Annotated in this window: 20 protein-coding genes; 13 read left to right on the top strand and 7 right to left on the bottom strand. The window is 60.2% G+C overall.

Annotated elements, in window-relative coordinates; all coding sequences use genetic code 11:
• Positions 1–22 precede the first annotated feature (22 nt).
• The gene (locus ABI171_RS01255; protein WP_348090813.1) at positions 23–1018 is read left to right on the top strand and encodes an AraC family transcriptional regulator; all 996 of its coding nucleotides are present in this window, start codon (positions 23–25) and stop codon (positions 1016–1018) included.
• Between the two features lie 69 nt (positions 1019–1087).
• Here ABI171_RS01255 and ABI171_RS01250 read toward each other — a convergent pair whose 3' ends face one another.
• From ABI171_RS01250 to ABI171_RS01235, 4 genes are read right to left on the bottom strand one after another with little or no spacing between them, the layout of a single operon-like run.
• A complete protein-coding gene (locus ABI171_RS01250; RefSeq protein WP_348090812.1) occupies positions 1088–2701 on the bottom strand; it encodes a carboxylesterase family protein in 1614 nt (537 codons plus the stop codon).
• Positions 2702–2757: 56 nt separating this feature from the next.
• Positions 2758–4050, bottom strand: coding sequence for an MFS transporter (locus ABI171_RS01245; RefSeq protein ID WP_348090811.1), 1293 nt, complete (start codon positions 4048–4050; stop codon positions 2758–2760).
• Entirely contained in the window at positions 4047–5558 is a 1512-nt protein-coding gene (locus ABI171_RS01240) for a carboxylesterase family protein (protein WP_348090810.1), read from the bottom strand. Before ABI171_RS01240 ends, ABI171_RS01245 begins: the two co-directional genes overlap by 4 nt.
• 39 nt (positions 5559–5597) lie before the next feature.
• Positions 5598–6677: a porin gene (locus ABI171_RS01235; RefSeq protein WP_348090809.1), complete on the bottom strand. Its 1080-nt coding sequence runs from the start codon at positions 6675–6677 to the stop codon at positions 5598–5600.
• A 279-nt stretch (positions 6678–6956) separates the two neighbouring features.
• On the opposite strand from ABI171_RS01235, the gene ABI171_RS01230 reads away from it, so the two are divergent.
• The gene (locus ABI171_RS01230; RefSeq protein WP_348090808.1) at positions 6957–7913 is read left to right on the top strand and encodes a LysR substrate-binding domain-containing protein; all 957 of its coding nucleotides are present in this window, start codon (positions 6957–6959) and stop codon (positions 7911–7913) included.
• A 2-nt stretch (positions 7914–7915) separates the two neighbouring features.
• Here ABI171_RS01230 and ABI171_RS01225 read toward each other — a convergent pair whose 3' ends face one another.
• A complete protein-coding gene (locus tag ABI171_RS01225; protein ID WP_348090807.1) occupies positions 7916–8710 on the bottom strand; it encodes an IclR family transcriptional regulator C-terminal domain-containing protein in 795 nt (264 codons plus the stop codon).
• A gap of 165 nt (positions 8711–8875) precedes the next feature.
• On the opposite strand from ABI171_RS01225, the gene ABI171_RS01220 reads away from it, so the two are divergent.
• From ABI171_RS01220 to ABI171_RS01200, 5 genes are all read left to right on the top strand, one after another.
• Positions 8876–9574, top strand: a complete 699-nt coding sequence (locus ABI171_RS01220; RefSeq protein WP_348090806.1) for a 3-oxoacid CoA-transferase subunit A — start codon at positions 8876–8878, stop codon at positions 9572–9574.
• A gap of 21 nt (positions 9575–9595) precedes the next feature.
• Positions 9596–10237: a 3-oxoacid CoA-transferase subunit B gene (locus ABI171_RS01215; protein WP_348090805.1), complete on the top strand. Its 642-nt coding sequence runs from the start codon at positions 9596–9598 to the stop codon at positions 10235–10237.
• Positions 10238–10277: 40 nt separating this feature from the next.
• On the top strand, positions 10278–11480 hold the full coding sequence (gene pcaF / locus ABI171_RS01210) for a 3-oxoadipyl-CoA thiolase (RefSeq protein ID WP_348090804.1): 1203 nt from the start codon (positions 10278–10280) through the stop codon (positions 11478–11480).
• Between the two features lie 85 nt (positions 11481–11565).
• The gene (locus ABI171_RS01205; protein WP_348090803.1) at positions 11566–12105 is read left to right on the top strand and encodes an isochorismatase family protein; all 540 of its coding nucleotides are present in this window, start codon (positions 11566–11568) and stop codon (positions 12103–12105) included.
• Between the two features lie 108 nt (positions 12106–12213).
• Positions 12214–12687, top strand: coding sequence for a transposase (locus tag ABI171_RS01200; RefSeq protein ID WP_348090802.1), 474 nt, complete (start codon positions 12214–12216; stop codon positions 12685–12687).
• Positions 12688–12842: 155 nt separating this feature from the next.
• Here ABI171_RS01200 and ABI171_RS01195 read toward each other — a convergent pair whose 3' ends face one another.
• Both ABI171_RS01195 and ABI171_RS01190 read right to left on the bottom strand, forming a co-directional pair.
• A complete protein-coding gene (locus ABI171_RS01195) occupies positions 12843–13289 on the bottom strand; it encodes a ProQ/FinO family protein (RefSeq protein WP_348090801.1) in 447 nt (148 codons plus the stop codon).
• A gap of 242 nt (positions 13290–13531) precedes the next feature.
• Positions 13532–14482: a YafY family protein gene (locus ABI171_RS01190; RefSeq protein WP_348090800.1), complete on the bottom strand. Its 951-nt coding sequence runs from the start codon at positions 14480–14482 to the stop codon at positions 13532–13534.
• A 108-nt stretch (positions 14483–14590) separates the two neighbouring features.
• Between ABI171_RS01190 and ABI171_RS01185 the strand changes: the two genes are divergently transcribed.
• The 6 genes from ABI171_RS01185 (at position 14591) to ABI171_RS01160 (ending at position 23807) form a co-directional block, all read left to right on the top strand.
• On the top strand, positions 14591–15235 hold the full coding sequence (locus ABI171_RS01185) for a LysE family translocator (RefSeq protein ID WP_348090799.1): 645 nt from the start codon (positions 14591–14593) through the stop codon (positions 15233–15235).
• A gap of 302 nt (positions 15236–15537) precedes the next feature.
• Positions 15538–16887, top strand: a complete 1350-nt coding sequence (locus ABI171_RS01180; protein WP_348090798.1) for an MFS transporter — start codon at positions 15538–15540, stop codon at positions 16885–16887.
• On the top strand, positions 16884–19451 hold the full coding sequence (nirB, locus tag ABI171_RS01175) for a nitrite reductase large subunit NirB (protein WP_348090797.1): 2568 nt from the start codon (positions 16884–16886) through the stop codon (positions 19449–19451). The genes ABI171_RS01180 and nirB overlap by 4 nt, the downstream gene beginning before the upstream one ends.
• A gap of 10 nt (positions 19452–19461) precedes the next feature.
• Positions 19462–19809 (top strand): nitrite reductase small subunit NirD, encoded by a 348-nt coding sequence (gene nirD / locus ABI171_RS01170; RefSeq protein ID WP_348090796.1) that lies wholly within the window; start codon positions 19462–19464, stop codon positions 19807–19809.
• Positions 19806–21044 carry an FAD-dependent oxidoreductase gene (locus ABI171_RS01165; protein ID WP_348090795.1) on the top strand — a complete coding sequence of 413 codons (1239 nt, stop codon included), beginning with the start codon at positions 19806–19808 and terminating at the stop codon, positions 21042–21044. The genes nirD and ABI171_RS01165 overlap by 4 nt, the downstream gene beginning before the upstream one ends.
• Positions 21045–21056: 12 nt before the next feature.
• Positions 21057–23807, top strand: coding sequence for a molybdopterin-dependent oxidoreductase (locus tag ABI171_RS01160; protein ID WP_348090794.1), 2751 nt, complete (start codon positions 21057–21059; stop codon positions 23805–23807).
• Positions 23808–23855: the final 48 nt, after the last annotated feature.

Genomic DNA, 23855 nt, shown 5'->3' with positions numbered 1-23855 from the left:
GGCATACCGATACGAGGTTGATATGCACAGCCAATCACTTAGCCTGGCGCCGCTCTACCGGCGCCATGTATTTCAGTCCAGCAAGAAGGTCGATTGCCACGTGCAGGTCGCCAGGGAACTGTCTGCGCATGACTTGTACTGGAAAGGCGACAATGTCGATACGGTGTTGTTCAAGGCGACTATCCGGCAAATGCAGGTTTTCATGCTGAAGTATGGTGCCGAAGTCGTCGTCAGGCCCAAACTGTTTGACGGTTTCGTATTGGTACACATGACGCTGAACGGCATTGCGGAAATCGAGTCGGACGGGCAAAAAATATGCATTCCTCAGGGGCGTGCAGCGGTGATTTCACCAAAAAAGAATTTGCGGCTGTGGTGGCAGGCCGGCTCCGAACAATTGATACTGAAAATCCCGGCCTCCCTGTTTGACATGATCGGCGCACCTGACGCCACGGGCATCGCCTGTATTCCCTCGCTGTTCTTGTTGCCGGAACAAATGTCGCCGCATTGGGAATTGCTGATGCAATCCTTGTTGGGCGTGCTTGGCCTGGCAGCGCAATCCGAACAACATGCCGTATGGATTAATCATTTCGAGCAAGGCGCTGTACAATTTTTGTGGTCACAGCTGACAGCGACTTCTCTGATAATTCCAGAGACTGCGGAAACACTTTCGTCCGAAAACGTAACCGGCGCCGGCAAGTTCAAGCGGCTCGACGCATTGGAACGGTATATCCAGGAGCGCTTGTGCGATCCGCTATCGCTGGCCGATCTGGCGCGTGTGGCCGGGGTCAGCGTACGGGGATTGAATGCGTTGTGCCATCAGCATCATGGCGTCACGCCGATGGACATGTTGCGCAATATCCGGCTCGATGCGGCGCGTCGGCAACTGCTGTCGCAACCCTCGGCAAACATCACCGAGATTGCCTTCGCCCTGGGCTTTGCCCACCTGGGGCGTTTTTCCGCCTACTACCGCCAGCGTTTCGGCGAGCTGCCAAAGCAGACGCGCTCCTGTCATCACTAAATTTGCATACGGCGGAGTCCGGGCATGGAGTCCCGGCCTCCGCCTGCGCTGCCGGTCAGACGCTCTGCCTCAATTCAATTGCTGGATCAGATCCAGCCGCGTCTTCCAGGGATCAGGCTGGATGGCGGTTCGGGTTGCACCGGCGGCGGACATGTCGAGCAAAGCATCGCTTTTTACGTCATACCGTGACCATTGCGGCAAGCCGCTGCCATTGGGGCTGCCGGTTTTTGCGAACGCCACCCAATAATTGTTCATCAGCTGAGCCATTTGCTGATCCTGGCTGGTTGCCGCCGCGCCGTAGCTTGCGTTCAAGGTGTTGAAGACATATGGCAGCTCGCTGGCGTGAGGCGCGCCGCTTACCTGATTGCGTATCGAAGTCGCCACATACGAAAACCGGTACTCGTAGACCGGCATTGCCTGTGCAGAAAGTGTCTGTGCGACGAAGCGCGCGGGTTCGACCATCAACTGATCGCTGGCAATGCGTATCGCTACTGCGGCCACATTGCCGGTTCCTTGCGGATCATAGGCGGCCAGCGCTGCGGCCCGGTTGGCCGGTGCAAAAGATGCCAGCGCCTGGTCCATGGTGGTTGCGCTCGGAAAGCCCAGATCTGCGTTGGTGGCGCCGACGATCAGTGGCACCGGCCAGGCCTTGCCGGCCGCGTATATCTTCCCAGGTTCGTCGACGATCAGCTGACCGTCGATCATGGTATTGGAAAAAGTGTTGAAATTCGCGCCAAGGGTTGCCATATTCAAGCCGGAGACAATGGTATTCGCCGGTAGCGCGCGTAACGCCGCCAATGCGGTGGCGTCTTCGCCGCTGATGCCGACACTGCCGGCAAACGTAACGCCGACCTGCTCGCCTGAAGGCAGGCCGTTGGGCCCGGTTTCATGCAAGCGGCGGCCCGGTACGAATTGCGCGCGGCCGCCACCTGATTGCGCGATGGCCCGGTTAAACATTCCTTTGGATAACGGCGAGGTCATTAAGACATGCACCGCAAAGCCGCCGGCAGACTGGCCAAATACCGTGACGTTATTGGCATCGCCGCCAAACGCTCCGATATTTCGTTGCACCCAGTGTAGCGCCGCGAGCTGGTCCATGAAGCCATAGTTACCCAATAATCCGGTCGGATTTTCCTTGGTCAATGCGGGATGGCCGAAAAAACCGAAGCGGCCCAGGCGATAGTTGAAACTGACCAGTATCACCCCCTGCTTGGCAAATTGCGTACCGTCGTAAACCGCAGATGCGGAACTGCCGTTGACGCCACCGCCGCCGTAAATCCAGACGACGACGGGCAGCTTCTTTTGTGTTGTATCGGCGGGACGCCATAGATTGAGGACCAGACAGTCTTCGTCAGGCACCAGGCCGCTGGAAGGCGCAGCATCCGAGCTAAGCGGCAGCTGCATGCAATCGTGGCCGAAGCTTTGCGCCGGACGGATTGCGCTCCACGCAGCCGGAGCTTGCGGCGGCTGCCAGCGCAACGGGCCGACTGGCGGCGCGGCGTAGGGGATGCCTTTGAATACAAGTATGCCGTCCTGGGTAGCGCCTTGTACCGCACCGCTGTCGGTTTGAGCCACAGTGCCATTGGCGCCCGGCAAATTGGCAATGCTGTCGCCGCCGCTGCATCCGGTCAGCGCTGCTGCAAACAATGCCGCGACGATGAATGATGAATGAATACTATGCATGATGTCTCCGTATCTTATGTTGTTGCTATTGGAAAAAAACAGTATGTGCATGCCCGCTAGGATGGTTTGCGCTGACAGGCATGGAAGGCCGCGATGGCGACTGCGGCAATCAATACCGGAATGCAGGCGCTCAAGACAATTTCCCTGGTTGGCCGCTGCAGCGCCAGCAGCAGCCCGCCCGCGGCCGGTCCGAGTATGGAACCGATGCGGCCGACCGCTGCTGCGCAACCTATGCCAGTGGTGCGTGCGGCGGCTGGGTAGAGCGTGGCGGCGATGGCGCTTTGGCCGATGGTTCCTGCCAGCAGGCCGGCGCCGATGACGGCAATTCCTAACAATGCCTGTTGCTGGGTGAGGTCGATGGCGGCCACAACGGCAATTGCCGCTGCACCAAGCAGAGAGCTGAAAATCAGCACGCGTGCGGCCCCGAAGCGTGCCGACAAGGGAATCAGAAGAAGCGCTCCGAGCAAGCCGCCGATGCTGAGAAAGGCAATCCCGGCAGGTGTTTCACCGGGACTGAAGTGAAAATCCAGCAGCAAGATCGGCAACCAGAAATACAGGGCATAGACAGTGATGAAAATCAGGAAGGAGAAGCTCCACAGCAGTGTGGTGGGCAGCGCCAGCGATCCCCTGAAGAGTGCTCGGATCGATGTTTCCGATGAGGGTGGCGGAACATCGAATTGTTGACCTGGCAGATTATTTGAACATGTTGCGGCGGGCAAGCGCCACCAGATAAATGGCAACAGCAGGGCCGGCAGCAAGCCGCCCAGGCAGAATACGGAGCGCCAGCCGTATTCTGCAATCAGGTGGCCGCCGAGCATGCCGCCAAAGGCACTACCCAGGCCGATGCCGGCGGTCACGGTTATCGCGATCACTTCCCGATGGCGCGCCGGACAATATGCGGACGCCAACGCGACGGCTGCCGGCAAGGTCACGCCCAGGCCGACGCCGGTAATCAAGCGCAATATGGCCAGGCTAGGCAAGGAGGCAACGAGGGCAGTCGCCATCGAGCCCGTTGCAAACAGCAGCACGCTGCAGAAAATCGCCCGCCGGCTGCCGAGGCGGCGCGCAAGCGGGCCGCTGATCATATAGCCGAGCACGGCTCCCATGCTGGTCGCTACGAATGCGGGAGTGAAGGCAGGCGCCGGTAGCCCCCATTCACGCGCCAGCGTCGGTGCAACAAAACCAATCGAGGTAGTGTCGAAGCCGTCGAAAAAAACCACCAGGAAGCAAATGACGATCAAATCCCATCGCGAAATCCTGCCTTCCTGATCGAGCGCCCGCTGCTGCGGAATGGCATGGCTGTTGGTGGCCGGGTTCCGTGGGCCGGGAATCTGGCTGGCCTGGCTCATGATGCTTGCCACGCATTGCCGGCCAGGTCGCCCACCGTTCCCGACACCACGTCGAAGCGCATGGTTGCTCTGTGTGCAGCGTCAAAAAGCGGCCACGGAGGAATGCCGGCGTGATTGGGGTTGCCGTTGCGGATGAAGCCGATCCAGCTCGCGCGCATCATGGCCGATAGCGCATCGACTTGCGACATGTCGGCGCCGGCCATCATTGGCGCATCTGCAAATGCAGTGCGGGTGCCGAACACAAATGGCAATTCAAGACAATGGCCGGCAGCCAGCTCGTGATTGGGAGAGGGCCAGTCAAACTGATACAAATGTACCCGGCGGCCGTCTTCAACAGCCTGCATGGCCCAGTCCAGGGTGGGGCCTAGAAACAGTTGTTCACCCGCGAAATCCATCAGCAGCTGGGCTGCCGAGGCGCCCGGACGGCGTGCGCTCAGCCGGATTATTTCTGCAGGGGGAATCGGCGCTTCGGTCAAGGCCTGCACGGCCGGAAGACGATAGTAGAAGACATTGGCTTCTTCCCGGGTACTGCCAATCAATACATCCAGTCTGGCCGCAGCTTTTTGCATGGCCGCCGCCATCTCTGGCGAGCGCGGCAGGATGACGCCGTCAGCGGTTGGGATGAACGGCAACGCCACAGGGTCGCCAGGTTTGGCTTGCGCAATCACGAAGCGGAAAGTGGCGGCCTGGGCATCGAGTATGGCGCGTGTCGAAACCTGGCAAATCCGGGCGCGCGCTTGGGCATGTCCGGGATCTATGCCGAGCGCCTTGATGAAAACTTCTGCGATAACGGTCGCCTGTTCCGGTTCATAAAGCTTCAGCCCCAATGGCGCGCTTTGCATGATTGCGCGCTGCGCCGGCACTCGCGCTGCGCCCGATTGCGCCAGCAGCAAAGCGATCGAATGCGAACCTGCGGATTGTCCCATCAGCGTGATTTGTGCGGGGTTGCCACCGAAATTGGCAATATGGTCGCGGACCCATTCCAGCGCCAGCCTTTGATCCAGTAGCCCCAGGTTGCCGGGTGAAATGCCCGGCGCGTACAAATAGCCCAGGGCGCCGATGCGATAGTTGACGCTGACAAAGACCAGGTCGCCTTCGCTTGCCAGCCGGCTGCCGTCATACCAGGGCAACGCGCCGGCGCCGCTGATATAGCCGCCGCCGTGGAACCAGACCACTACCGGCCGCCGCTTGCCATCGGCGGCGGGTGTGCGAATCGTCAGGGTCAGACAGTCTTCATCTTGCGGCAGGTCGAAATCACCCATCGCCAGGCTCAGGCGCGACGGCAGCTGGGGCGCAATCGGCCCGGGTTGCTGCGCATCGCGCACGCCATCCCATGCTTCTGCAGGCAGCGGGGCGGCAAATCGCAGCTGGCCCAACGGCGCCTGGGCATAAGGAACCGCATGAAAAGAATGCAAGCCGTCTTGCTCATAGCCGCGTAACTGTCCTAAAGCCGTGTCAAGCAGTACGGTTGTTTTTTGATTGCGACGTTGAGTCGGATTTTCAGTCATATATTGTCGTCCGTGGTGAGTGAGAGGAGCGCGAAACCGTTAGAAGCTATGGCGCAAACCGATGGTGAAACCGTTGCCGCGGCTGAGATTGCTGACCTTGTCCGAGATCAGCGCGGCATAGACGTCGCTGCGTTTGGACAGGTTGTAGTCATAGCCAAACGAGAATGTGGCGCGCTGGAGATCGGTTTTTGCGGTTTGCTGCATTCTGGTTTGCGCCCAGGACGCCATCAGCTTGCCGCCGGCGGCAGGCACAGAAACACCCAGCTGAGAGGTGGTCAGCGTGATTTCAATGGGGGTGGTATTTTGCAGCCGAGTCTGACTCAGCTGGCCGAACAACTTGAGTACATTGAAATCGTAGGCGACGGCGAGTTGCGCCGTATTGTCATCGGTTGCTACGTAATTTGGGCGGGCAGCGGTCACCAGCGCCGGTACGGGCGCGCCGAATTGCAAGGACATCTGGCTGAGTTTTTCAAATGACAAGGAGGCGGCAAGAGCGCCGGCTTCGTAGTTGAAGCTGCCGCCGAAGCGTTTGCCGTTGCTGCCGCCTTCGCTCATTGCATAGACAGCCAGCATCGAGAAGCCGGCCCAGACCGGCGAGCTGTAACCGACGCTGTTAGCCCACGATGCATCGCTGGTCGAACTGCCCGTGATCATTGGCTGCAGCGCGCTGGGCAGATAGGTTTGCAGGATATAGGGAGTGATGGAGGCGCCGCCAAACGGGCCGAATCTGATGGTGGTGAGCCAGTTAGGGCTTGGCAGGCGGCCTATGCGCAAGCTGCCTGCGCCGTCTTGCGACAAGCCCACCCATGACTGCCGCTGAAACATGACATCGGAATTTCCGCGCCCGAGTTCGCCGGTATCGGCCCGGAAGAAACTTTCCATGGTAAAGACGGCTTTCAGTCCCCCGCCCAGGTCTTCCGAGCCGCGTATGCCAAAGAAGGAGGTTGTCATGTCGCCATTGCTGACGGTGGAAACGCGCGACTGTCCGCTTAGCTGTTGCGATGAAATGCCCAAGTTGACCAAGCCGTAGATCTGTGTGGCTGACTGGGCGTTGGACTGGCTGCAAGCCGCTGCAAGAATAGAAAAAACAGGAATGAATTTGAAATTTATATTGCGCACTTTAGTCTCCATTTATAGCGTTATCTGTGAACGCTTGAGGTTGAAGATAGCGAGCAAAAGGAGTCTCTAGCAATGGGTAATTTCGGGAAGCAACGTCCTGTAATTGGAACGCGGCCTGGTATGGCTGCTTATCGTATTGCCATTTCTTGTCGGGACAACTGCGTCTACACTCTGGAACCAGATATTTCAACATTTGGGAAAAACGGCAAATTGCTTGAATAGAAAGCCGACAGACATGTCCAGCCTGGCATGTTGCTACCCGGTATGAGGTGAGTGAGGATGCGAAAATCCAGTGTTGCTGCATTCGGCCCGGAACGGGTGAGTCAGTTGACCGGCGCTGCGGATGACTTGATGCTCTTGGTGGAAGTGATCGAGGCCGGCGGTTTTAGTGCGGCCAGCGCGCGCACCGGTGTGCCGAAGTCCAGGTTGAGCCGCCGCATCGCAGCGCTTGAAGAGCAGCTCGGCGTGCATTTATTGTTACGCAATTCCCGCTATTTTGAAGTAACCGAGATTGGCCGGCAGCTGTATGAGCACGGGCGCAGCATCCGTTCGGAAACGTATGCGGCGATGACATTGGCGCACAACAGCCAGGAAGAAGCCCACGGTAGCCTGCACATTGCCTGCCCGATTGCACTTGCCTCGGTCATTGTCGGCCGCGTCGCCACCGAATTCGCACTCGCCCATCCCCGCGTTCGTCTGTGTCTCAGCAGCACCATGGGTACGGTTGAATCGCTGACCAAGCATTTCGACCTGGTGCTGTTGCCATCAGCGCAAAGCCTGCCTGATTCAGACATGATTGTGCAACGGCTGGCGTTTGCTCCCTATCTGTTGGTCGCCACGCCGGCTGTCATCGAGTCAGCAGGTTGTCCCGCCGAGCCTGATGCGCTGTCGGGCGTCGATGCGATCGGCTGGGGTAGCGCCGAAGAGTCGTCACGCTGGCATCTGATCGGACCGCAGAAGGAACACGCCGAGGTGGAAACCCGCATACGTTTTTCCAGCGACAACCTGCTGGTGATCCGGCAGGCCGCATTGGCCGGGCTTGGCGTCGCGCGCATGTCCGACGTTCTCTGCCGCCAGGATATTGCAGAAGGTCGGCTCAGCGTGGTGTTGCCAGGCTGGGCGCCGCCGCCCATGTCGATCTACGCTTTGTATGCGTCACGTCGCCATATCAGCATTGCAGGCAAGCTTTTCCTGAGCGAACTGGTAAAACAATTCGACCAGATGTTCTCGGCCTAGCGTCATTTTTGCGCACGCACCAGCAAGTTGATTTTGGCTGCCGCCGCCAGCAGCATCGGCAGGCAATGTTCCAGCAACTGCGCCGGTGGCGGATTGTTGACCTGGCCGCTGATGTTGATGGCGGCCACCACGCGGCCGTTGCGGTCGACCACCGGCGCCGCCATCGACACCAGTCCGGGCTCCAGCTCTTCGTTGACCTGGCACCAGCCCTGTATCCGCACTTGGCGAATGATCTCGTGCAGGCGCTGCGGATCGGTCACGGTATGCAGCGTATGCGGCGGCAATGACGCCACGGCCAGGCGTTGCTGCACGACCTCGTCCGGCAATCCCGCCAGCAGCACCCGCCCCAGCGAAGTCGAATAGGCCGGCAAGCGGCTGCCGACGCCGAGGTTGATCGACATGATCTTGTGCGCCGGCACCCGCAATACATAGACGATCTCGTCGCCGTCCAGCACGGCGGCAGAGCAGGATTGGCGCAGGCTCTGCACCAGGTCTTCCATCACCGGCTGCGCCTGGGTCCATACCGGCAGCGACGACAGGTAGGCGAAGCCCAGTTCCAGTACTTTCGGCGTCAGGCGGAACAGGCGGCCATCCATCTCGACATATCCCAGGTGCAGCAAGGTCAGCAAGATGCGCCGGGCGCCGGCGCGGGTCAACTCGGCGCCGGCGGCGACTTCGGTCAGCGTCTGCGCCGGCGCATGCGCGCCGAAGCTGCGCAGCACGGCGAGTCCACGGGCAAATGACTGGACGTAGCTGTCGCCAGGCTTGGGATCGGCTTGATCGGATGGATGCGGCATGTTCAACTTTCATTTTGTGTCTAGTGCAGACGTGCAGGCGCAACAAATCAGCGGTTGACATCGACCTGTCAGCTGACTATTCTTTTCAAATAAGTTCTTTATACGAATATTTGTTCATTATAAGAACTTTATTGTGATTTTCAACTGAAATGTTCGTAAAGAGCCATGATCAACAAAATTATCCCTTCGCTAGAACAAGCCCTCGCCAATATTCCTGATGGCGCCACGGTCATGATCGGCGGCTTCGGCGGCGCCGGCCAGCCGGCAGAACTGATCGACGCCTTGATTGCGCAGGGCGCGCGCGAACTGGTGATCGTCAACAACAATGCCGGCAACGGCGAAACCGGCCTGGCCGCGCTGCTCAAAGCGCGGCGGGTGCGCAAGATCATCTGTTCTTTCCCGCGTCAGGCCGATTCGCAGGTGTTCGACGGCTTGTACCGCGCCGGTGAACTTGAGCTGGAGCTGGTCCCGCAAGGCAACCTGGCGGAACGGATACGCGCCGCCGGCGCCGGCATCGGCGCCTTCTTCACGCCGACCGGCTACGGGACGCAACTGGCCGACGGCAAGGAAACCCGCGAAATCAACGGCAGGATGTATGTGCTGGAACATCCGATCCACGCCGACTTCGCCCTGATCAAGGCGGAGGCCGGCGACCGCTGGGGCAACCTGGTCTACCGCAAGACGGCGCGCAACTTCGGCCCGATCATGGCCAGCGCGGCGAAGGTGACGATCGCCTCGGTGCACGAGATTGTGGAGTTGGGCAGCCTCGATCCCGAGAGCGTCGTCACACCGGGATTGTACGTACAACGCGTGGTGCAAGTGCCGCGCAGCGCCACCGGCCCGGCCGGGTTCAAGCAACGATAATAGACAAAAAGAGAGAAGACGATGAATAAATGGAGCAGAGAACAGATGGCGGCGCGCGTGGCGCAGGATATTCCGGATGGCGCCGTGGTCAATCTCGGCATCGGCCTGCCGACGCTAGTGGCGAATCAGCTGCCGGCCGGTCGCGAAATCATTTTGCATAGCGAAAACGGCGTCATCGGCATGGGTCCCGCGCCGGCCGAAGGCGAGGAAGACTACGACCTGATCAATGCTGGCAAGCAGCCGGTGACCTTGCTGCCGGGAGGCTGTTATTTCCACCACGCCGACAGCTTTGCCATGATGCGCGGCGGCCATCTGGATGTCTGCGTGCTGGGCGCGTTCCAGGTTTCCGCCGGCGGCGACCTGGCCAACTGGCACACCGGCGCGGTCGATGCGATTCCGGCGGTGGGCGGCGCGATGGACCTGGCGATCGGGGCCAAGAAGACCTATGTGATGATGGAGCATCTGACTAAAGCCGGTGAAAGCAAGCTGGTCGACAACTGCACCTATCCGCTCACCGGCATCGCCTGCGTCAGCCGCCTATACACCGACCTGGCGGTGATCGATCTCACCCCGCAAGGTGCGCAAGTGACTGCCATCGTCGACGGTTTGTCATTCGAAGAATTGCAAAAACTGACCGCAGTAACGCTTATCAAGGCGCATTGATCACGCAGCGCCGATCACACCGATTCAGGAGAATTCATCCATGTCACACGCTTTCATTTGCGACGCTCAACGCACCCCCTTCGGCCGCTACGGTGGCGCCTTGTCCAGCGTGCGCGCCGACGATCTCGGCGCGGTTCCCATCCGTGCACTGATGGCGCGCAATCCCCAGGTCGACTGGCAAGCCGTGACCGATGTCATCTACGGCTGCGCCAACCAGGCGGGAGAAGACAATCGCAACGTGGCGCGCATGTCGGCGCTACTGGCCGGCCTGCCGCCGGAAGTGCCGGGCGCCACGCTCAACCGCTTGTGCGGCTCGGGCCTGGATGCGCTGGGTACGGCGGCGCGCGCCATCAAGAGCGGCGAAGCTGGACTGATGATCGCCGGCGGCGTCGAGAGCATGAGCCGTGCGCCGTTTGTGATGGCGAAGGCAGAGAGTGCATTTTCCCGCAGCGTAAAAATGGAAGACACCACCATCGGCTGGCGCTTCATCAACGCCCTGATGCAGCAGCAATACGGCGTTGATTCGATGCCGGAGACCGCCGAAAACGTCGCCGTCGAATTCGGCATCAGCCGTGCCGACCAGGACGTGCTGGCGTTGGCGAGCCAGATGAAGGCCATCGCTGCACAAGAGAGCGGCTATTTCGATAGCGAAATCACGCCGGTGACGATCGCGCAGAAAAAAGGTGAGGCGATCATCGTCAACAAGGATGAACATCCGCGCGCCACCAGCCAGGAAGCGCTGGCCAGATTGAAACCTGTGGTCAGGCCGGACGGCAGCGTAACCGCCGGCAATGCCTCCGGAGTCAACGACGGTGCATGCGCCTTGCTGTTGGCCGATGAAGCCAATGCCGCCAGATACGGCTTGACGCCAAGAGCAAGGATCGTCGCCATGGCGACCGCCGGTGTCGCGCCGCGCATCATGGGCATCGGCCCGGCGCCCGCTACCTTGAAGGTGCTGGCGCTGAGCGGCCTGAGATTGGATCAGTTCGACGTGATCGAGCTGAACGAAGCCTTCGCAGCGCAGGGATTGGCGGTACTGCGGCAGCTTGGTCTGCGCGACGACGATCCGCGCGTCAACCCGAACGGTGGCGCGATCGCGCTCGGCCATCCGCTCGGCGCTTCCGGCGCCCGGCTGGCGACCACGGCGGTCAATCAGTTGCAGCGGATCAAAGGACGTTATGCGCTGTGTACGATGTGCATCGGCGTCGGGCAGGGGATTGCACTGGTGCTGGAACGAGTCTGATCCTGGCGGCATGCGCCATCCGACTGAGAAAGTGCGCGGCAGGGTATAAAATCGAATATGTCTGAATCAACCTGCCGGTTAGCCAATGCCTTATCTCTGTGATGCCTCTAGTTCGACGCTGCTGATTGTCGATTTGCAAGAAAAACTGATGCCGGTGATAGGCGACGGTGAGCATGTCCTGCGGCGCGCCGTATTGCTGGCGCAAGCTGCGCACCTGCTGGCAATTCCGGTGATCGGCACGGCGCAGCAGCCCTTGCGTCTGGGGCGCACGGTGCCATCCATCGATGCGTTGCTGGACCAGAACATAGAGAAATCCAGTTTCGACGCCTGCGCGCAACCGGAATTTCTGGCCGCAACGGAGAATGGCCGCGATGAGCTGGTAGTGCTAGGTTGCGAAGCGCATGTGTGCGTTTTGCAAACTGTGCTCGGCCTGTTGCACCGGCAGCGGCGCGTCAAGCTGGTCAGCGACGCCATCGGCTCGCGCCGAGCCGGCGACAAGGTTGCGGCTATCGATCGTGCCCGCGCCGCCGGTGCGGAAATCGTTACCAGCGAAATGCTCCTGTTCGAATGGATGCGCAACAGCGAACATCCCAGATTCCGCGAAATACTCAAGCTGATCAAATAGCCGTGACGTCATCTGCACTTGCAGAATTCAGTAATCCCTTATGCATTTTTTGTTCGAAATGATCAAAAATAGAGTGGTCAATTTTGATGGCCACCATCAGGGTGCAATATGGAACTGCAGGAGCTACGGGAACTGCGAGAAGAGCATTGGCAACAACTGCAACCTTTGTTGCTCGGAGGAGATAACGATCCTGGCGTCAGTGGCCGCGACAATCGCCTGTTTTTCCGTTCGGTGCTGTGGGTAGTCGCCGAGCGTGCCAAATGGTCGGCCCTGCCGCCCGAGTTCGGCCGCTGGCAAACCTCTTATGTGCGTTTCATGCGTTGGAATCAGGCTGATGTCTGGCGACAGATGGCGAGCCATCTGGGCAATGGCAGTGAATTGCGCGCAATGCTGGATGCGATTGTCGCCTTTGGCGACGGCTACACGCGGCGTGCGACACAAAGGAAAACCAATAAAAACAACAAGATTGCCTATTGCGCGGCGCTGGCGAAAACGACGCCATCACGTGAATGTTCTTCAGGCGAGGAAAATGCAAAAACGGATATGGACGCCAACTGGATCTGGCGGCTGACGCATAAATAATTTGGGAATTTCTTGTCGTGCAACGTCAGGATATCAAGCCGCTGTTATCGTTAACATTGTGTAACAGCGGCTAATCAGGCCGGCCGAATATCGAAGGCAAGATAAGCAGGCAAGCAACGCAGGCCGGTTTGCCTAGAGCAAGCCGGCCCGCTATGTCAGCGATTGCGGGAGAATTTGGCGGTAAGCTGGTTCAGCTTTTCCGCATGCTGCTGCGCGGCTTTTTCGGCCGCCAGTTGTGCAGCTTCGGCGGCGCGTTGCAGTTTGCGTTGTTCCGCATTTTTCTTGAAACGTTCACGCAAAGTCTCGGTAGCATGCGTGCGGTGCACGTCGGTGACTTCGTCCGTGCTATTGCCTTCGAGATCGAAACGGTGTGTGGCCTTTTCCATCCCTTTCAGATAGCGCAGCGAGTTGGTGTGCATGCCCAGGGCGATACGCAAAGTCTTCCGATTGATTTCAGGCGACAGCGCGATGAGTTGCTTGTCGATGCCGATGGCAAGCGGCAGGTAATCGCGAAATACCGCGAATTTATCCTGGAGTTCTTTGAGCAGAACGCGGGCAGTTTGAACAGGGTTGGGAGTAGAAGCAGCAACAGGTGTATTCATTGACAACAAATGCGGTGTGTTTTAGAACGCTCAGGATATCACGTAGATGCCGCAAAGCTCTTGGAAGGGCCTCGTTTTAAGGCCCGGACGATGTTTTTTCCCCATCTTGTTGTTCTGCGGAGAACTGTAAGGCGTTGAATTTACATCACAGCCAGTTTACCTTGTGGCGGCCGGGAAGAATACTGTCACTCTTGGCAGGCAGTGATTGGATACCGGGCCAAGGAGTACCAGCAGCCGTGAAACTATTTTTTTGCCAGCTGCAGTAACCTCAGCGCGCAGCTTGTGACGGCGTCGCGCAACGCCGCCGGATGATGGATTTCAAACGCAAACGGCAGGTGCGCCAGCTGCCGCGCAAACCAGTCGAGGTCGTCGGACTGGTTGTGCAGCAGCACCCCGTCCTCGGTTTGTTCGAGGATGCCGATGGCATCGAACAACTGTTCGCGCGCGGATTTCAGATCCGTCTTCAGCAGCACTTCAATGGCGAAAGCGCGTGGAATGGAGGCGACGGAAAACGCTAGATGGGTCAGCGCGTCGAAATTCGCCGGCCGGGTAAACTCTTGGTCCAGCTGCCGTACCTGGCCGACCCGGTCCAGCCGGAACGAGCGCAAATCCTTGCGCAGATGGCACATGCCCGCCACATACCAGCGGCCGCCGCGATAGGCCAGGCCGTAGGGATCGAAATCGCGTTCGCTGTCGTCACCCTGCGCGCTGCGATAGTGCATGTGCACCCGCTGCCGGGTTTGCGCCGCGGCGCTGAGGGCTACCAAGGCTGCATTATTGTCGGGCGAGGTGGCTTGCGAGAAGTCGAACCTGACCGTTTCATCGACCGCGCTGACCCTTCGTTTCAGATTGGACGGCATGATTCGTTCCAGCTTGGCCTGGGCGCTGGCCACCGCCGGCGCAGCCTCTGCCAGCCCCAAGCTGCGCGCCGCCAGCAAGCCGATCGCCAGGGCTAGCGCTTCGTCATCGGTAAACATCATGGGCGGCAGCTTGAATCCTGCCATCAGCGCATAGCCGCCGTGGCGGCCGCGATCGGTGGTAATCGGGATTCCCATTTCTTCCAGCGTCACGATATAGCGGCGCAAGGTGCGGCCATCGATCTCGAGGCGCGCAGCCATCTCGGCCCCGCTCATGCGGCCATGGGTTTGCAGCAGTTCCAGCACTGCCAGTACGCGTGTGGTCGGGTGGTACATGAGGCAAAGAATAAATTATATATAGGGCTAATTCTGTCCTAAATACATTTTATCTTGGTTTCAGCGGCAAAAAACGACAATGCGTTCTCAAATCGGGAGACTACAAAAATGCAATCGATTAATCTTTGGCTTTATTTCATGATTGTCCTGGGCGTCATCGTACTACCCGGCCTGGACATGGCCTTCATCATGGCAAGCGCGCTGGTGGGCGGACGCCGCTCCGGCCTGGCCGCGGTGGCCGGAATCATCGCTGGCGGCATCTGTCACATCGTCATGGCGGTGCTGGGCCTGGCCGTCATCCTGAAATTATGGCCGGCGCTGTTCAACCTGGTCTTGCTGGCAGGCTCCGTTTACATAGCCTGGATAGGCTGGTCTTTGCTGCGCAGCGAGAACGCCTTCCGTCTTACGGCCAGCGCGGAACGGAGCACGCCGGCCAAGGCGCCGGCGACCACTTTTTTACAAGGCATGCTGACCAGCTTGCTTAACCCGAAAGCCTACGTTTTCATGCTGGCGATCTTCCCGCAATTCCTGAAAATCGATGCCGGTCCGATCTGGAGGCAGGCGCTGGTGCTGGGGGTAATCACCTGGTTGACCCAGGCCGCCGTGTATGGTCCGATCGCCTTGCTCTCAGGCCGCGTCAACGGCTGGTTCGAGGGCAATCCGCGCGGCGGCGCCATCACCGGCCGCATGATCGGCGCACTCTTGATAGGCGCGGCGATGTTCACCGGGATCGAAGGGTGGCAGGCGATCTAACTTTGCACTGAAACAGAGTGCGGCGCACCATTTTCAAGCAAGAATGGCTGCTGCCGCACCGGCGCAGAGCGCATTGCGCTTGTCCAATTCGTAAGCCCAGGCCGTAAACCCAATGAAATCAAGGGTTTGAAAGGATGGCACGGCCTTTGCTCAACAACAGGCAGGATCAACGACGATCCCACACATTCTGAAGCAGATCCAACGATGGATCTGTCGGACAAAGGCGTCCTCTCGACTCGACCGCATTGCCGGTTGAGCGAGAGGACGCCTTTTTGTTTTTGAAGACAAAAACGGTGGACAACATGACCAGCAAAGCGACCAGTATCCAGCTCTTCAGCCTGCGCACGCCGCAGATGCGCGCCTTCCATCTGACCTGGATGGCGTTCTTCGTGTGTTTTTTCGCCTGGTTCGCCTGCGCGCCGCTGATGCCATTGATCAAAGGGCAGCTCGGCCTCAGCATGGCGCAAATCGCCAACATCAATATCGCGGCGGTGGCGGTGACGATCCTGGTGCGGCTGCTGGTCGGTCCGCTGTGCGACCGCTACGGTCCGCGCAAAACCTACGCCGGGCTGCTGCTGATCGGCGCCTTGCCCGTGTTCGGCGTGGCGCTGGTGCAGAGCTATGAAAGCTTCCTGTTCTTCCGTCTGTGCATCGGCGCGGTGGGGGCCAGCTTCGTGATTACCCAGTATCACACCTCGGTCATGTTCGCGCCCAACGTGGTCGGCACCGCCAATGCCGCTTCGGCCGGCTGGGGCAACAGTGGTGGCGGCGCAGCGCAAGGTTTGATGCCGTTGCTGGTGGCGGCCTTGCTGATGCTGGGCGTGAGCAGCAGCATGGGCTGGCGCCTGGCTTTGCTGGTGCCGGGCGTGTTCATGCTGATCATGGCGGCGCTGTACTGGCGCTATACGCAGGATTGCCCGGAAGGCAATTACGCCGAAATGCGCGCCCGCGGCATTACGCCCGAAGGCGGCAAAAAAGGTGGCTGGGCCAGCTTCCGGGCGGCCAGCGCCAACTACCGGGTGTGGCTGCTGTTCGTCACCTACGGCGCTTGCTTCGGCGTCGAAATATTCATCCACAACATCGCCGCGATCTACTACGTCGACCATTTCGGCCTGTCGCTCAAAAGCGCCGGCATGGCGGCCGCCAGCTTCGGTTTGCTGGCCTTGTTTGCGCGCGCGCTGGGCGGCTGGGTATCGGACAAGCTGGCCAACCGCAAATCAGGCGCGGGTCTTGATAGCCGCGCCACCTTGCTGTTTGCATTGATGCTGGGCGAAGGCCTGGGACTGCTGTGGTTCGCCCATGCCGAGAGCGCCATGCTGGCGGTGGCCGCGATGCTGACATTCGGCTTGTTTACCCATATGGCTTGCGGCGCGACGTATGCGCTGGTGCCGTTCATCGACCGCAAAGCGCTGGGCGGCGTGGCCGGCATCATCGGCGCCGGCGGCAATGTCGGCGCGGTGGCCGCCGGTTTCCTGATGAAAGGCCTGGGCGATACCCAGCAGACCCTGAGCGTGCTCGGCGTGCTGGTAGCGCTCTCGGCGCTATGCGCGATTGCAGTGCGCTTCAGCCCGGCGCACAAGGCGCAGGAACAGGAATTGCATGACAACGCATTAGCCGGCCGCAGCGCAACCGCTCAAGGGATAGCAGCATGAAAATCATCGTCATCGGGCACGGCATGGTCGGTCACAAATTTCTCGAATGCCTGGCGGAAGCAAAGGCGCCTGGCATGGAAGTCACGGTGCTGTGCGAAGAGCCGCGCCCCGCCTATGATCGCGTGCATCTATCGGAATTTTTCGCCGGAAAATCGGCGCAGGACTTGTCGCTGGTGGAGCCGGGCTTCTTCGAGCGCACCGCCATCCAGCTCAAGCTGAACGCCAAGGCCCAACTGATCGACTGCGCCGCCAAGTCGGTTGCGTTCAATATCAACGGCGTCAGCGAAACGCTGCCTTACGACAAACTGGTGATCGCCACCGGTTCCTATCCCTTCGTGCCAACCTTGGCCGGCAACCAGCGCAAGGATTGTTTCGTCTATCGCACCATCGAAGACCTGGAAGCGATGCTGGAATGCGGCAAGCGCTCCAAGACCGGCGTCGTGATCGGCGGAGGACTGCTGGGCTTGGAGTGCGCCAAGGCGCTGCGCGACATGCAGCTGGAAACCCACGTGGTGGAATTCGCTCCGCGCCTGATGGCGGTGCAGGTGGATGAAAGCGGCGGCCGCATCCTGCGCCAGAAAATCGAAGAACTGGGCGTCACCGCGCATACGCAAAAAAACACGCTGGAAATCGTCGACGGCAAGACTGGCACGCATCGTATGAATTTCGACGACGGCAGCCATCTGGATACCGACATGATCGTGTTCTCGGCCGGCATCCGCCCGCGCGACGAACTGGCGCGCGACAGCGGCTTGAAGGTTGGCGATCGCGGCGGCATCGTGATCGACAACAGCTGCCGCAGCTCTAATCCGGATATCTACGCGATCGGCGAGTGCGCATTGTGGAATGGCCGCATGTTCGGGCTGGTGGCGCCCGGCTACGACATGGCCCGTATCGCCGCCAAACAGATATTGGCGGAATTCACGGCCGATGGCAGCGCAGTCATACCGGAATTCACCGGCGCCGACATGAGCACCAAGCTCAAGCTGATGGGTGTCGACGTCGCCAGCATAGGCGATCCGCACGGCAAGGAAGCCGGCAGCCGTTCCTTTCAGTTTACCGATGAGCGCAAACAGATCTACAAGAAAATCGTGGTTTCCGAATGCGGCAAATTCCTGCTGGGCGGCGTCATGGTGGGCGACGCCAGCGAGTACGGCACCTTGCTGCAGATGATGCTGAACCGTATCGAGTTGCCGGCCTCGCCTGAATTCCTTATTCTGCCGCAAGCCGATGGCCAGGTGAAAGTCGGACTGGGAGTCGACGCCCTGCCGGACTCGGCGCAAATCTGCTCCTGCAACGATGTCTCCAAAGGCGTTTTGTGCGCGGCGGTGAACGCCGGCGCCACCAGCATCGGCGCGTTGAAAAGCTGCACCAAGGCCGGCACTTCCTGCGGCGGTTGCGTGGCGCTGGTGACGCAGGTCATGAAGGCCGAAATGAAGAAACAGGGCATGGCGGTCAACAACCATGTCTGCGAACATTTTCCGTATTCACGCCAGGAGTTGTATCACCTGGTCAAGGTCGGCCAGATCAAGACCTTTTTCGCCTTGCTGGAACAGCATGGCAAAGGCCTCGGCTGCGACGTCTGCAAACCGGTCGCGGCCAGTATCCTGGCTTCCTGCTGGAACGATTTCGTGCTGAAGAAGGAGCACGCCGGGCTGCAGGATTCCAACGATTATTTCCTCGGCAATATCCAGAAGGACGGCACCTATTCCGTGGTGCCGCGCATGGCCGGCGGCGAAGTGACGCCGGACGGCCTGATTGCCGTCGGCCAGGTCGCCAAGAAATACGGCTTGTACACCAAGATCACCGGCGGCCAGCGGGTCGATTTGTTTGGCGCCCGGGTAGAACAATTGCCGCTGATCTGGGAAGAACTGATCGCCGCCGGCTTCGAGTCCGGACACGCTTACGGCAAGTCCTTGCGCACGGTCAAATCCTGCGTCGGCTCGACCTGGTGCCGCTACGGCCTGGACGACAGCGTCGGCCTGGCGATCGAACTGGAAAACCGCTACAAGGGTTTGCGCGCGCCGCACAAGATCAAGTTCGGCGTCTCTGGCTGCACCCGCGAATGCGCCGAAGCGCAAGGCAAGGACGTCGGCATCATCGCCACCGAGAAGGGCTGGAACCTGTACGTCTGCGGCAACGGCGGCATGAAGCCGCGCCATGCCGAACTGCTGGCAGCCGACCTCGACAAGGCGACACTGATCCAGACCATCGACCGTTTCCTGATGTTCTACATCCGCACCGCCGACCGTTTGCAACGCACCAGCGTCTGGCGCGACAACCTGGAAGGCGGCCTCGATTACCTGAAACAGGTGGTGGTGCAAGACAAGCTCAATATCGCCGCCGAGCTGGAGGCCGACATGCAGCATGTGGTCGACACCTATGAATGCGAATGGAAGAAAGCCGTGACCGACCAGGAGACCCGCAAGCGCTTCCAGCATTTCGTCAACAGCGACCAGGCTGACAACAACGTGGTGTTCGTGGCAGAGCGCAGCCAGATCCGCCCGGCCACCATACAAGAACGCAAGCGCATCACTATTCCGGTTGTGGTTGAAACGGCTTAAAGGAAATCCCATGCACAATGACCTCCAATGTACGCGCTGGATTGCAGTCTGCACGCTGGACGACATCGTGCCGAATACCGGCGTTTGCGCCTTGATCAATGGTGAGCAGGTTGCGATTTTCCATGTCATCGACGGCGAGCATCGGGTTTTCGCGATCGGCAACTACGATCCCAATTCAGAGGCGTCGGTGCTGTCGCGCGGACTGGTTGGCAGCCTGGGCGAACGGATCGTGGTCGCTTCGCCCATCTATAAACAGCATTTCGACCTGCAAACCGGCGAATGCCTGGAAGCGCCCGAGCATTCGGTCAGTGCTTATCCGGCGCGTATCGCCGACGGCAAGGTCTGGGTCGGCGCATGAACGCCAGGCCGCTACCTGCCAACAAGCCATCGCTGGTGGTGATCGGCAATGGCATGGCCGGCATGCGCACCGTGGAGGAGCTGCTCAAGCTGGCGCCGGAGCTGTACGACATCACCGTGTTCGGCGCCGAGCCGCATGGCAATTACAACCGGATATTGCTGTCGCCGCTGCTGGCCGGCGACAAGAACATGGACGACATCATGCTCAATCCGCGCGAGTGGTATGGCCAGAACGGCATCACCTTGCATGCCGGCGATCCGGTGGTCAGCATCGACCGCCATCGCCGCCTGGTGTGTTCGCGCGCCGGCGTTGACATCCGCTATGACCGCTTGCTGCTGGCGACCGGCTCCAAGCCTTTCATCATTCCGGTGCCTGGCCATCAATTGCCCGGCGTGATCGCCTTCCGCGATATCCAGGATGTCGAAACCATGCTGGCGGCGGCGCGCAATTATCGGCATGCGGTGGTGATCGGCGGCGGCCTGCTGGGCCTGGAAGCCGCCAACGGTCTGCTGCGGCAGGGCATGGATGTGACCGTGGTGCATGTGATGGACAGCCTGATGGAAAGGCAGCTGGACAAATCGGCGGCAGTGTTGCTGAAAAAGGCACTGGAACAGAAAGGCTTGCGCTTTTTATTGAACGCTCAGACAGCTGAGATCATCGGCGATACGCAGGTAACGGCGGTGCGTTTCAAGGATGGCAACGAGATACCGGCCGACCTGGTGGTCATGACCGCCGGCGTGCGCCCGAACATCGGCCTGGCACAGCAGGCCGGCCTGCATTGCGAACGCGCCATCGTGGTCGACGATACTTTGCAAACCTATGATCCGCGCATCTACGCGGTAGGCGAATGCGTGCAGCACCGCATGGCGACCTTCGGACTGGTGGCACCGATCTGGGACCAGGCGCGTGTCTGCGGCGCCCATCTGGCGGGCGCCGGCCATCGGCGCTATGTGCAGCAGGCCACCGCCACCAAGCTCAAGGTCACCGGCGTCGATTTGTACTCCGCGGGCGATTTTATCGGCGGCGTGGGCAGTGAAGACCTGGTGCTGCGCGATCCGCGCCGCGGCGTCTACAAGCGCCTGGTAATCAATGGTCCGCACATCATCGGCGCGGTACTGTACGGCGATGTCAAGGACGGTCCCTGGTACTTCGAGCTGATCCAGAACAAGACGGACATTTCTGCAATGCGCAGCCAGTTATTATTCGGCAAGGCGCTTTGCGCTGAAGCCGCCTGACCGGGAGCCGGCGTGAATGCTCCACAGATTTTTCCGTTGCAACCGGCCGGCAAGCTTGTCGGCACGCTGACTACCTGTCCCTATTGTGGCGTCGGCTGCGGGGTGCGCGCCACGGTAAGCAGCGACGGCCAGATCGACATTGCCGGCGACGAAAGCCATGCGTCAAACTTGGGACGTCTCTGTGTCAAAGGCTCCGCATTGGGAGAGACGGTAGCGCTTGACGGCCGTTTGCTGTATCCGAAAATGCGCGAAGGAGAAGGCGACCGGCAAACGTTGCGGCTGGCCTCCTGGGATGCCGCGCTGGACAAGGTGGCGCATGGTTTTCGCCGCATCATCGAGCAGCACGGACCGGATTCGGTGGCGCTGTATGTCTCGGGCCAGCTGCTGACCGAAGACTACTATGTCGCCAACAAGCTGATGAAGGGCTACATCGGCAGCGCCAACATCGATACCAATTCACGGCTGTGCATGTCGTCTGCCGTCGCCGGCCACAAGCGCGCGTTCGGCGCCGACCTGGTGCCGGTCTGCTACGAAGACCTGGAGCTGGCCGACCTGGTGGTGCTGGTGGGATCGAATACCGCCTGGTGCCATCCGATCCTGTTTCAGCGCATCGCCAAGATCAGGGAAAGCCGGCCGCAGATGAGGCTGGTGGTAATCGATCCGCGCCGCACCGCGACTTGCGAACTGGCGGATTTGCATTTGCCGCTGAAGGCCGGCAGCGATGTCTGGCTGTTCAACGGCTTGCTCAGTTTCCTGGCGCGCGCGGGTGCTGCCGACGACGGCTTTGTCGCCGCGCACACCAACGGTATGGCCGCCGCGCTGGAAGTGGCCGAGGCCGACTGCGCCGATCCCGCATCGGTGGCGAAAATCTGCAAACTCGATCCGCAGGATTTGCTGACCTTCTACCAGTGGTTTGCAGAAAATCAAAAAACCGTCACGGCCTTTTCGCAAGGCGTCAACCAATCCTCATCGGGCACCGACAAGGTCAACAGCATCATCAATTGCCATCTGTTGACCGGCCGCATAGGCGCGCCGGGCATGGGGCCGTTTTCGATCACCGGCCAGCCGAATGCGATGGGCGGGCGCGAAGTGGGCGGCATGGCGAACATGCTGGCGGCGCATATGGACCTGGACAATCCCAAGCACCGCGAAACCGTACAGACGTACTGGGATTCGCCGTGCATGGCGGACCGGCCGGGTTTGAAAGCGGTGGACTTGTTCCAGGCGATTGAAGACGGAAAGGTCAAGGCGGTATGGATCATGGCCACCAATCCCGTGGTCAGCCTGCCGGATGCCGACCAGGTCCAGCGCGCATTGAAAAAGTGCGAACTGGTGGTGATCTCCGACATCATGGAAAAAACCGACACCAACGCCTTTGCCCATGTCTTGCTGCCGGCCCTGGGCTGGGGTGAAAAAGACGGCACTGTCACCAGCTCCGAGCGGCGCATCTCACGTCAGCGTGCATTTTTGCCGGCTCCCGGTGCGGCGCGCGCGGACTGGCAAATCATTTGCCAGGTGGCGCAGCGCATGGGTTACGCCGGATTCGATTTCACTGCCGTACATCAGATATTCGATGAACACGCCGGCTTGAGCGCTTATCGCAACAACGCCGATGGTCCGCATCGCATGTTCAATCTGGACGGCTTGCGCGGCATGGACAAAACCCGCTTCGATGCCATGCAACCGGTGCAATGGCCGCTGGCGACATCGCCATCAGGTGAACAACAAGGTACTGCGCGCTTGTTTGCCGACGGCCGTTTTGCCCATGCCGACGGCAAGGCGCGCTTTACTCCCACGCCGCCAAGGGCGCCGCAACACGCCACCGACGGCGACTTCCCGCTCAGCCTCAACACCGGCCGCGTGCGCGACCAGTGGCACACCATGACGCGCACCGGCAAGTCGCCCAGGCTGGCCAACCATGTGCCGGAATCCTTCATCGACATGCATCCGCAGGACGCCTTGCTGTACGGTGTGCGCGAAGGCATGCTGGCGCGCGTGCGCAGCCGCTGGGGTGCGATGGTGGCCAGGGTGCAGCATGGCGGCGGCATCGCTCGCGGCACGATTTTCGTGCCGATCCATTGGAACGCGCAGTCCGCCTCGGATGCGCGGGTTGGCGCCGTGGTCAATCCGGTGGTCGATCCGGTTTCCGGCGAGCCGGAGTTCAAGCACACGCCGGTGTGCGTCGAAGAATTCCCTGTGGCCTGGTACGGTTTTGTGCTGAGCCGCAGCCAGCCGCTGCTGGACGATATCACCCATTGGACGCGGATTCAAGGGCGGCGCTTTAACCGTTACGAACTGGCCGGCCGTAGTCCGATTGCGGATCACAGTGCGTGGGCCGCATTGATGTTGGGCGTAAGCGACGTGGATGCCGACTGGCTGGAATACGAAGACGCTAGCGCCGGTGTCTATCGCGCGGTGCATGTGGTCGACGACCGCATCGAGGCTTGCGTTTTCCTCTCGCCACGCCCGGACCTGCCGTCGCGTGCCTGGCTGGCCAGCCTGTTCCTCAAGGATCAGCTGGCGGACGCCGACCGGGTCGGCCTGCTGATCGGCCAGCCGATAGAGAAGGGCGCGGATACCGGGCCGACCGTCTGCTCCTGCTTTGCCATTGGCCGCAACACCATCTGCGATGCGGTCCGCAAGCAAGGGCTGGGCAGCGTGGCCGAGGTGACCGCCTGTCTGAAGGCTGGCGGCAATTGCGGGTCCTGTGTGCCGGAGATCAAAAAGTTGCTATCGGAAATACTGGCGAAAGAGAGCGCATGAGCGTTTGAGCCGGCCAGGTCCGATGTAGCGGCTTAAGTAAGTTACCAT

It is taken from the genome of Collimonas sp. (assembly GCF_039923675.1).
GTDB lineage: Bacteria > Pseudomonadota > Gammaproteobacteria > Burkholderiales > Burkholderiaceae_D > Collimonas.
The sequence above is the reverse complement of the archived record's forward strand: the minus strand, read 5'-3'. Positions and strand labels throughout refer to the sequence as shown.

What these genes read in the sequence shown, in the direction of transcription:
- ABI171_RS01250 (WP_348090812.1), bottom strand. Translation starts at nt 2,701, where the DNA reads ATGCATAGTATTCATTCATCATTCATCGTCGCGGCATTGTTTGCAGCA.
- ABI171_RS01245 (WP_348090811.1), bottom strand. Translation starts at nt 4,050, where the DNA reads ATGAGCCAGGCCAGCCAGATTCCCGGCCCACGGAACCCGGCCACCAAC.
- nirD (WP_348090796.1), top strand. Translation starts at nt 19,462, where the DNA reads ATGCACAATGACCTCCAATGTACGCGCTGGATTGCAGTCTGCACGCTG.
- ABI171_RS01205 (WP_348090803.1), top strand. Translation starts at nt 11,566, where the DNA reads ATGCCTTATCTCTGTGATGCCTCTAGTTCGACGCTGCTGATTGTCGAT.
- ABI171_RS01225 (WP_348090807.1), bottom strand. Translation starts at nt 8,710, where the DNA reads ATGCCGCATCCATCCGATCAAGCCGATCCCAAGCCTGGCGACAGCTAC.
- ABI171_RS01240 (WP_348090810.1), bottom strand. Translation starts at nt 5,558, where the DNA reads ATGACTGAAAATCCGACTCAACGTCGCAATCAAAAAACAACCGTACTG.
- ABI171_RS01185 (WP_348090799.1), top strand. Translation starts at nt 14,591, where the DNA reads ATGCAATCGATTAATCTTTGGCTTTATTTCATGATTGTCCTGGGCGTC.
- ABI171_RS01180 (WP_348090798.1), top strand. Translation starts at nt 15,538, where the DNA reads ATGACCAGCAAAGCGACCAGTATCCAGCTCTTCAGCCTGCGCACGCCG.
- nirB (WP_348090797.1), top strand. Translation starts at nt 16,884, where the DNA reads ATGAAAATCATCGTCATCGGGCACGGCATGGTCGGTCACAAATTTCTC.
- ABI171_RS01230 (WP_348090808.1), top strand. Translation starts at nt 6,957, where the DNA reads ATGCGAAAATCCAGTGTTGCTGCATTCGGCCCGGAACGGGTGAGTCAG.
- ABI171_RS01195 (WP_348090801.1), bottom strand. Translation starts at nt 13,289, where the DNA reads ATGAATACACCTGTTGCTGCTTCTACTCCCAACCCTGTTCAAACTGCC.
- ABI171_RS01200 (WP_348090802.1), top strand. Translation starts at nt 12,214, where the DNA reads ATGGAACTGCAGGAGCTACGGGAACTGCGAGAAGAGCATTGGCAACAA.
- ABI171_RS01220 (WP_348090806.1), top strand. Translation starts at nt 8,876, where the DNA reads ATGATCAACAAAATTATCCCTTCGCTAGAACAAGCCCTCGCCAATATT.
- ABI171_RS01255 (WP_348090813.1), top strand. Translation starts at nt 23, where the DNA reads ATGCACAGCCAATCACTTAGCCTGGCGCCGCTCTACCGGCGCCATGTA.
- pcaF (WP_348090804.1), top strand. Translation starts at nt 10,278, where the DNA reads ATGTCACACGCTTTCATTTGCGACGCTCAACGCACCCCCTTCGGCCGC.
- ABI171_RS01190 (WP_348090800.1), bottom strand. Translation starts at nt 14,482, where the DNA reads ATGTACCACCCGACCACACGCGTACTGGCAGTGCTGGAACTGCTGCAA.
- ABI171_RS01215 (WP_348090805.1), top strand. Translation starts at nt 9,596, where the DNA reads ATGAATAAATGGAGCAGAGAACAGATGGCGGCGCGCGTGGCGCAGGAT.
- ABI171_RS01165 (WP_348090795.1), top strand. Translation starts at nt 19,806, where the DNA reads ATGAACGCCAGGCCGCTACCTGCCAACAAGCCATCGCTGGTGGTGATC.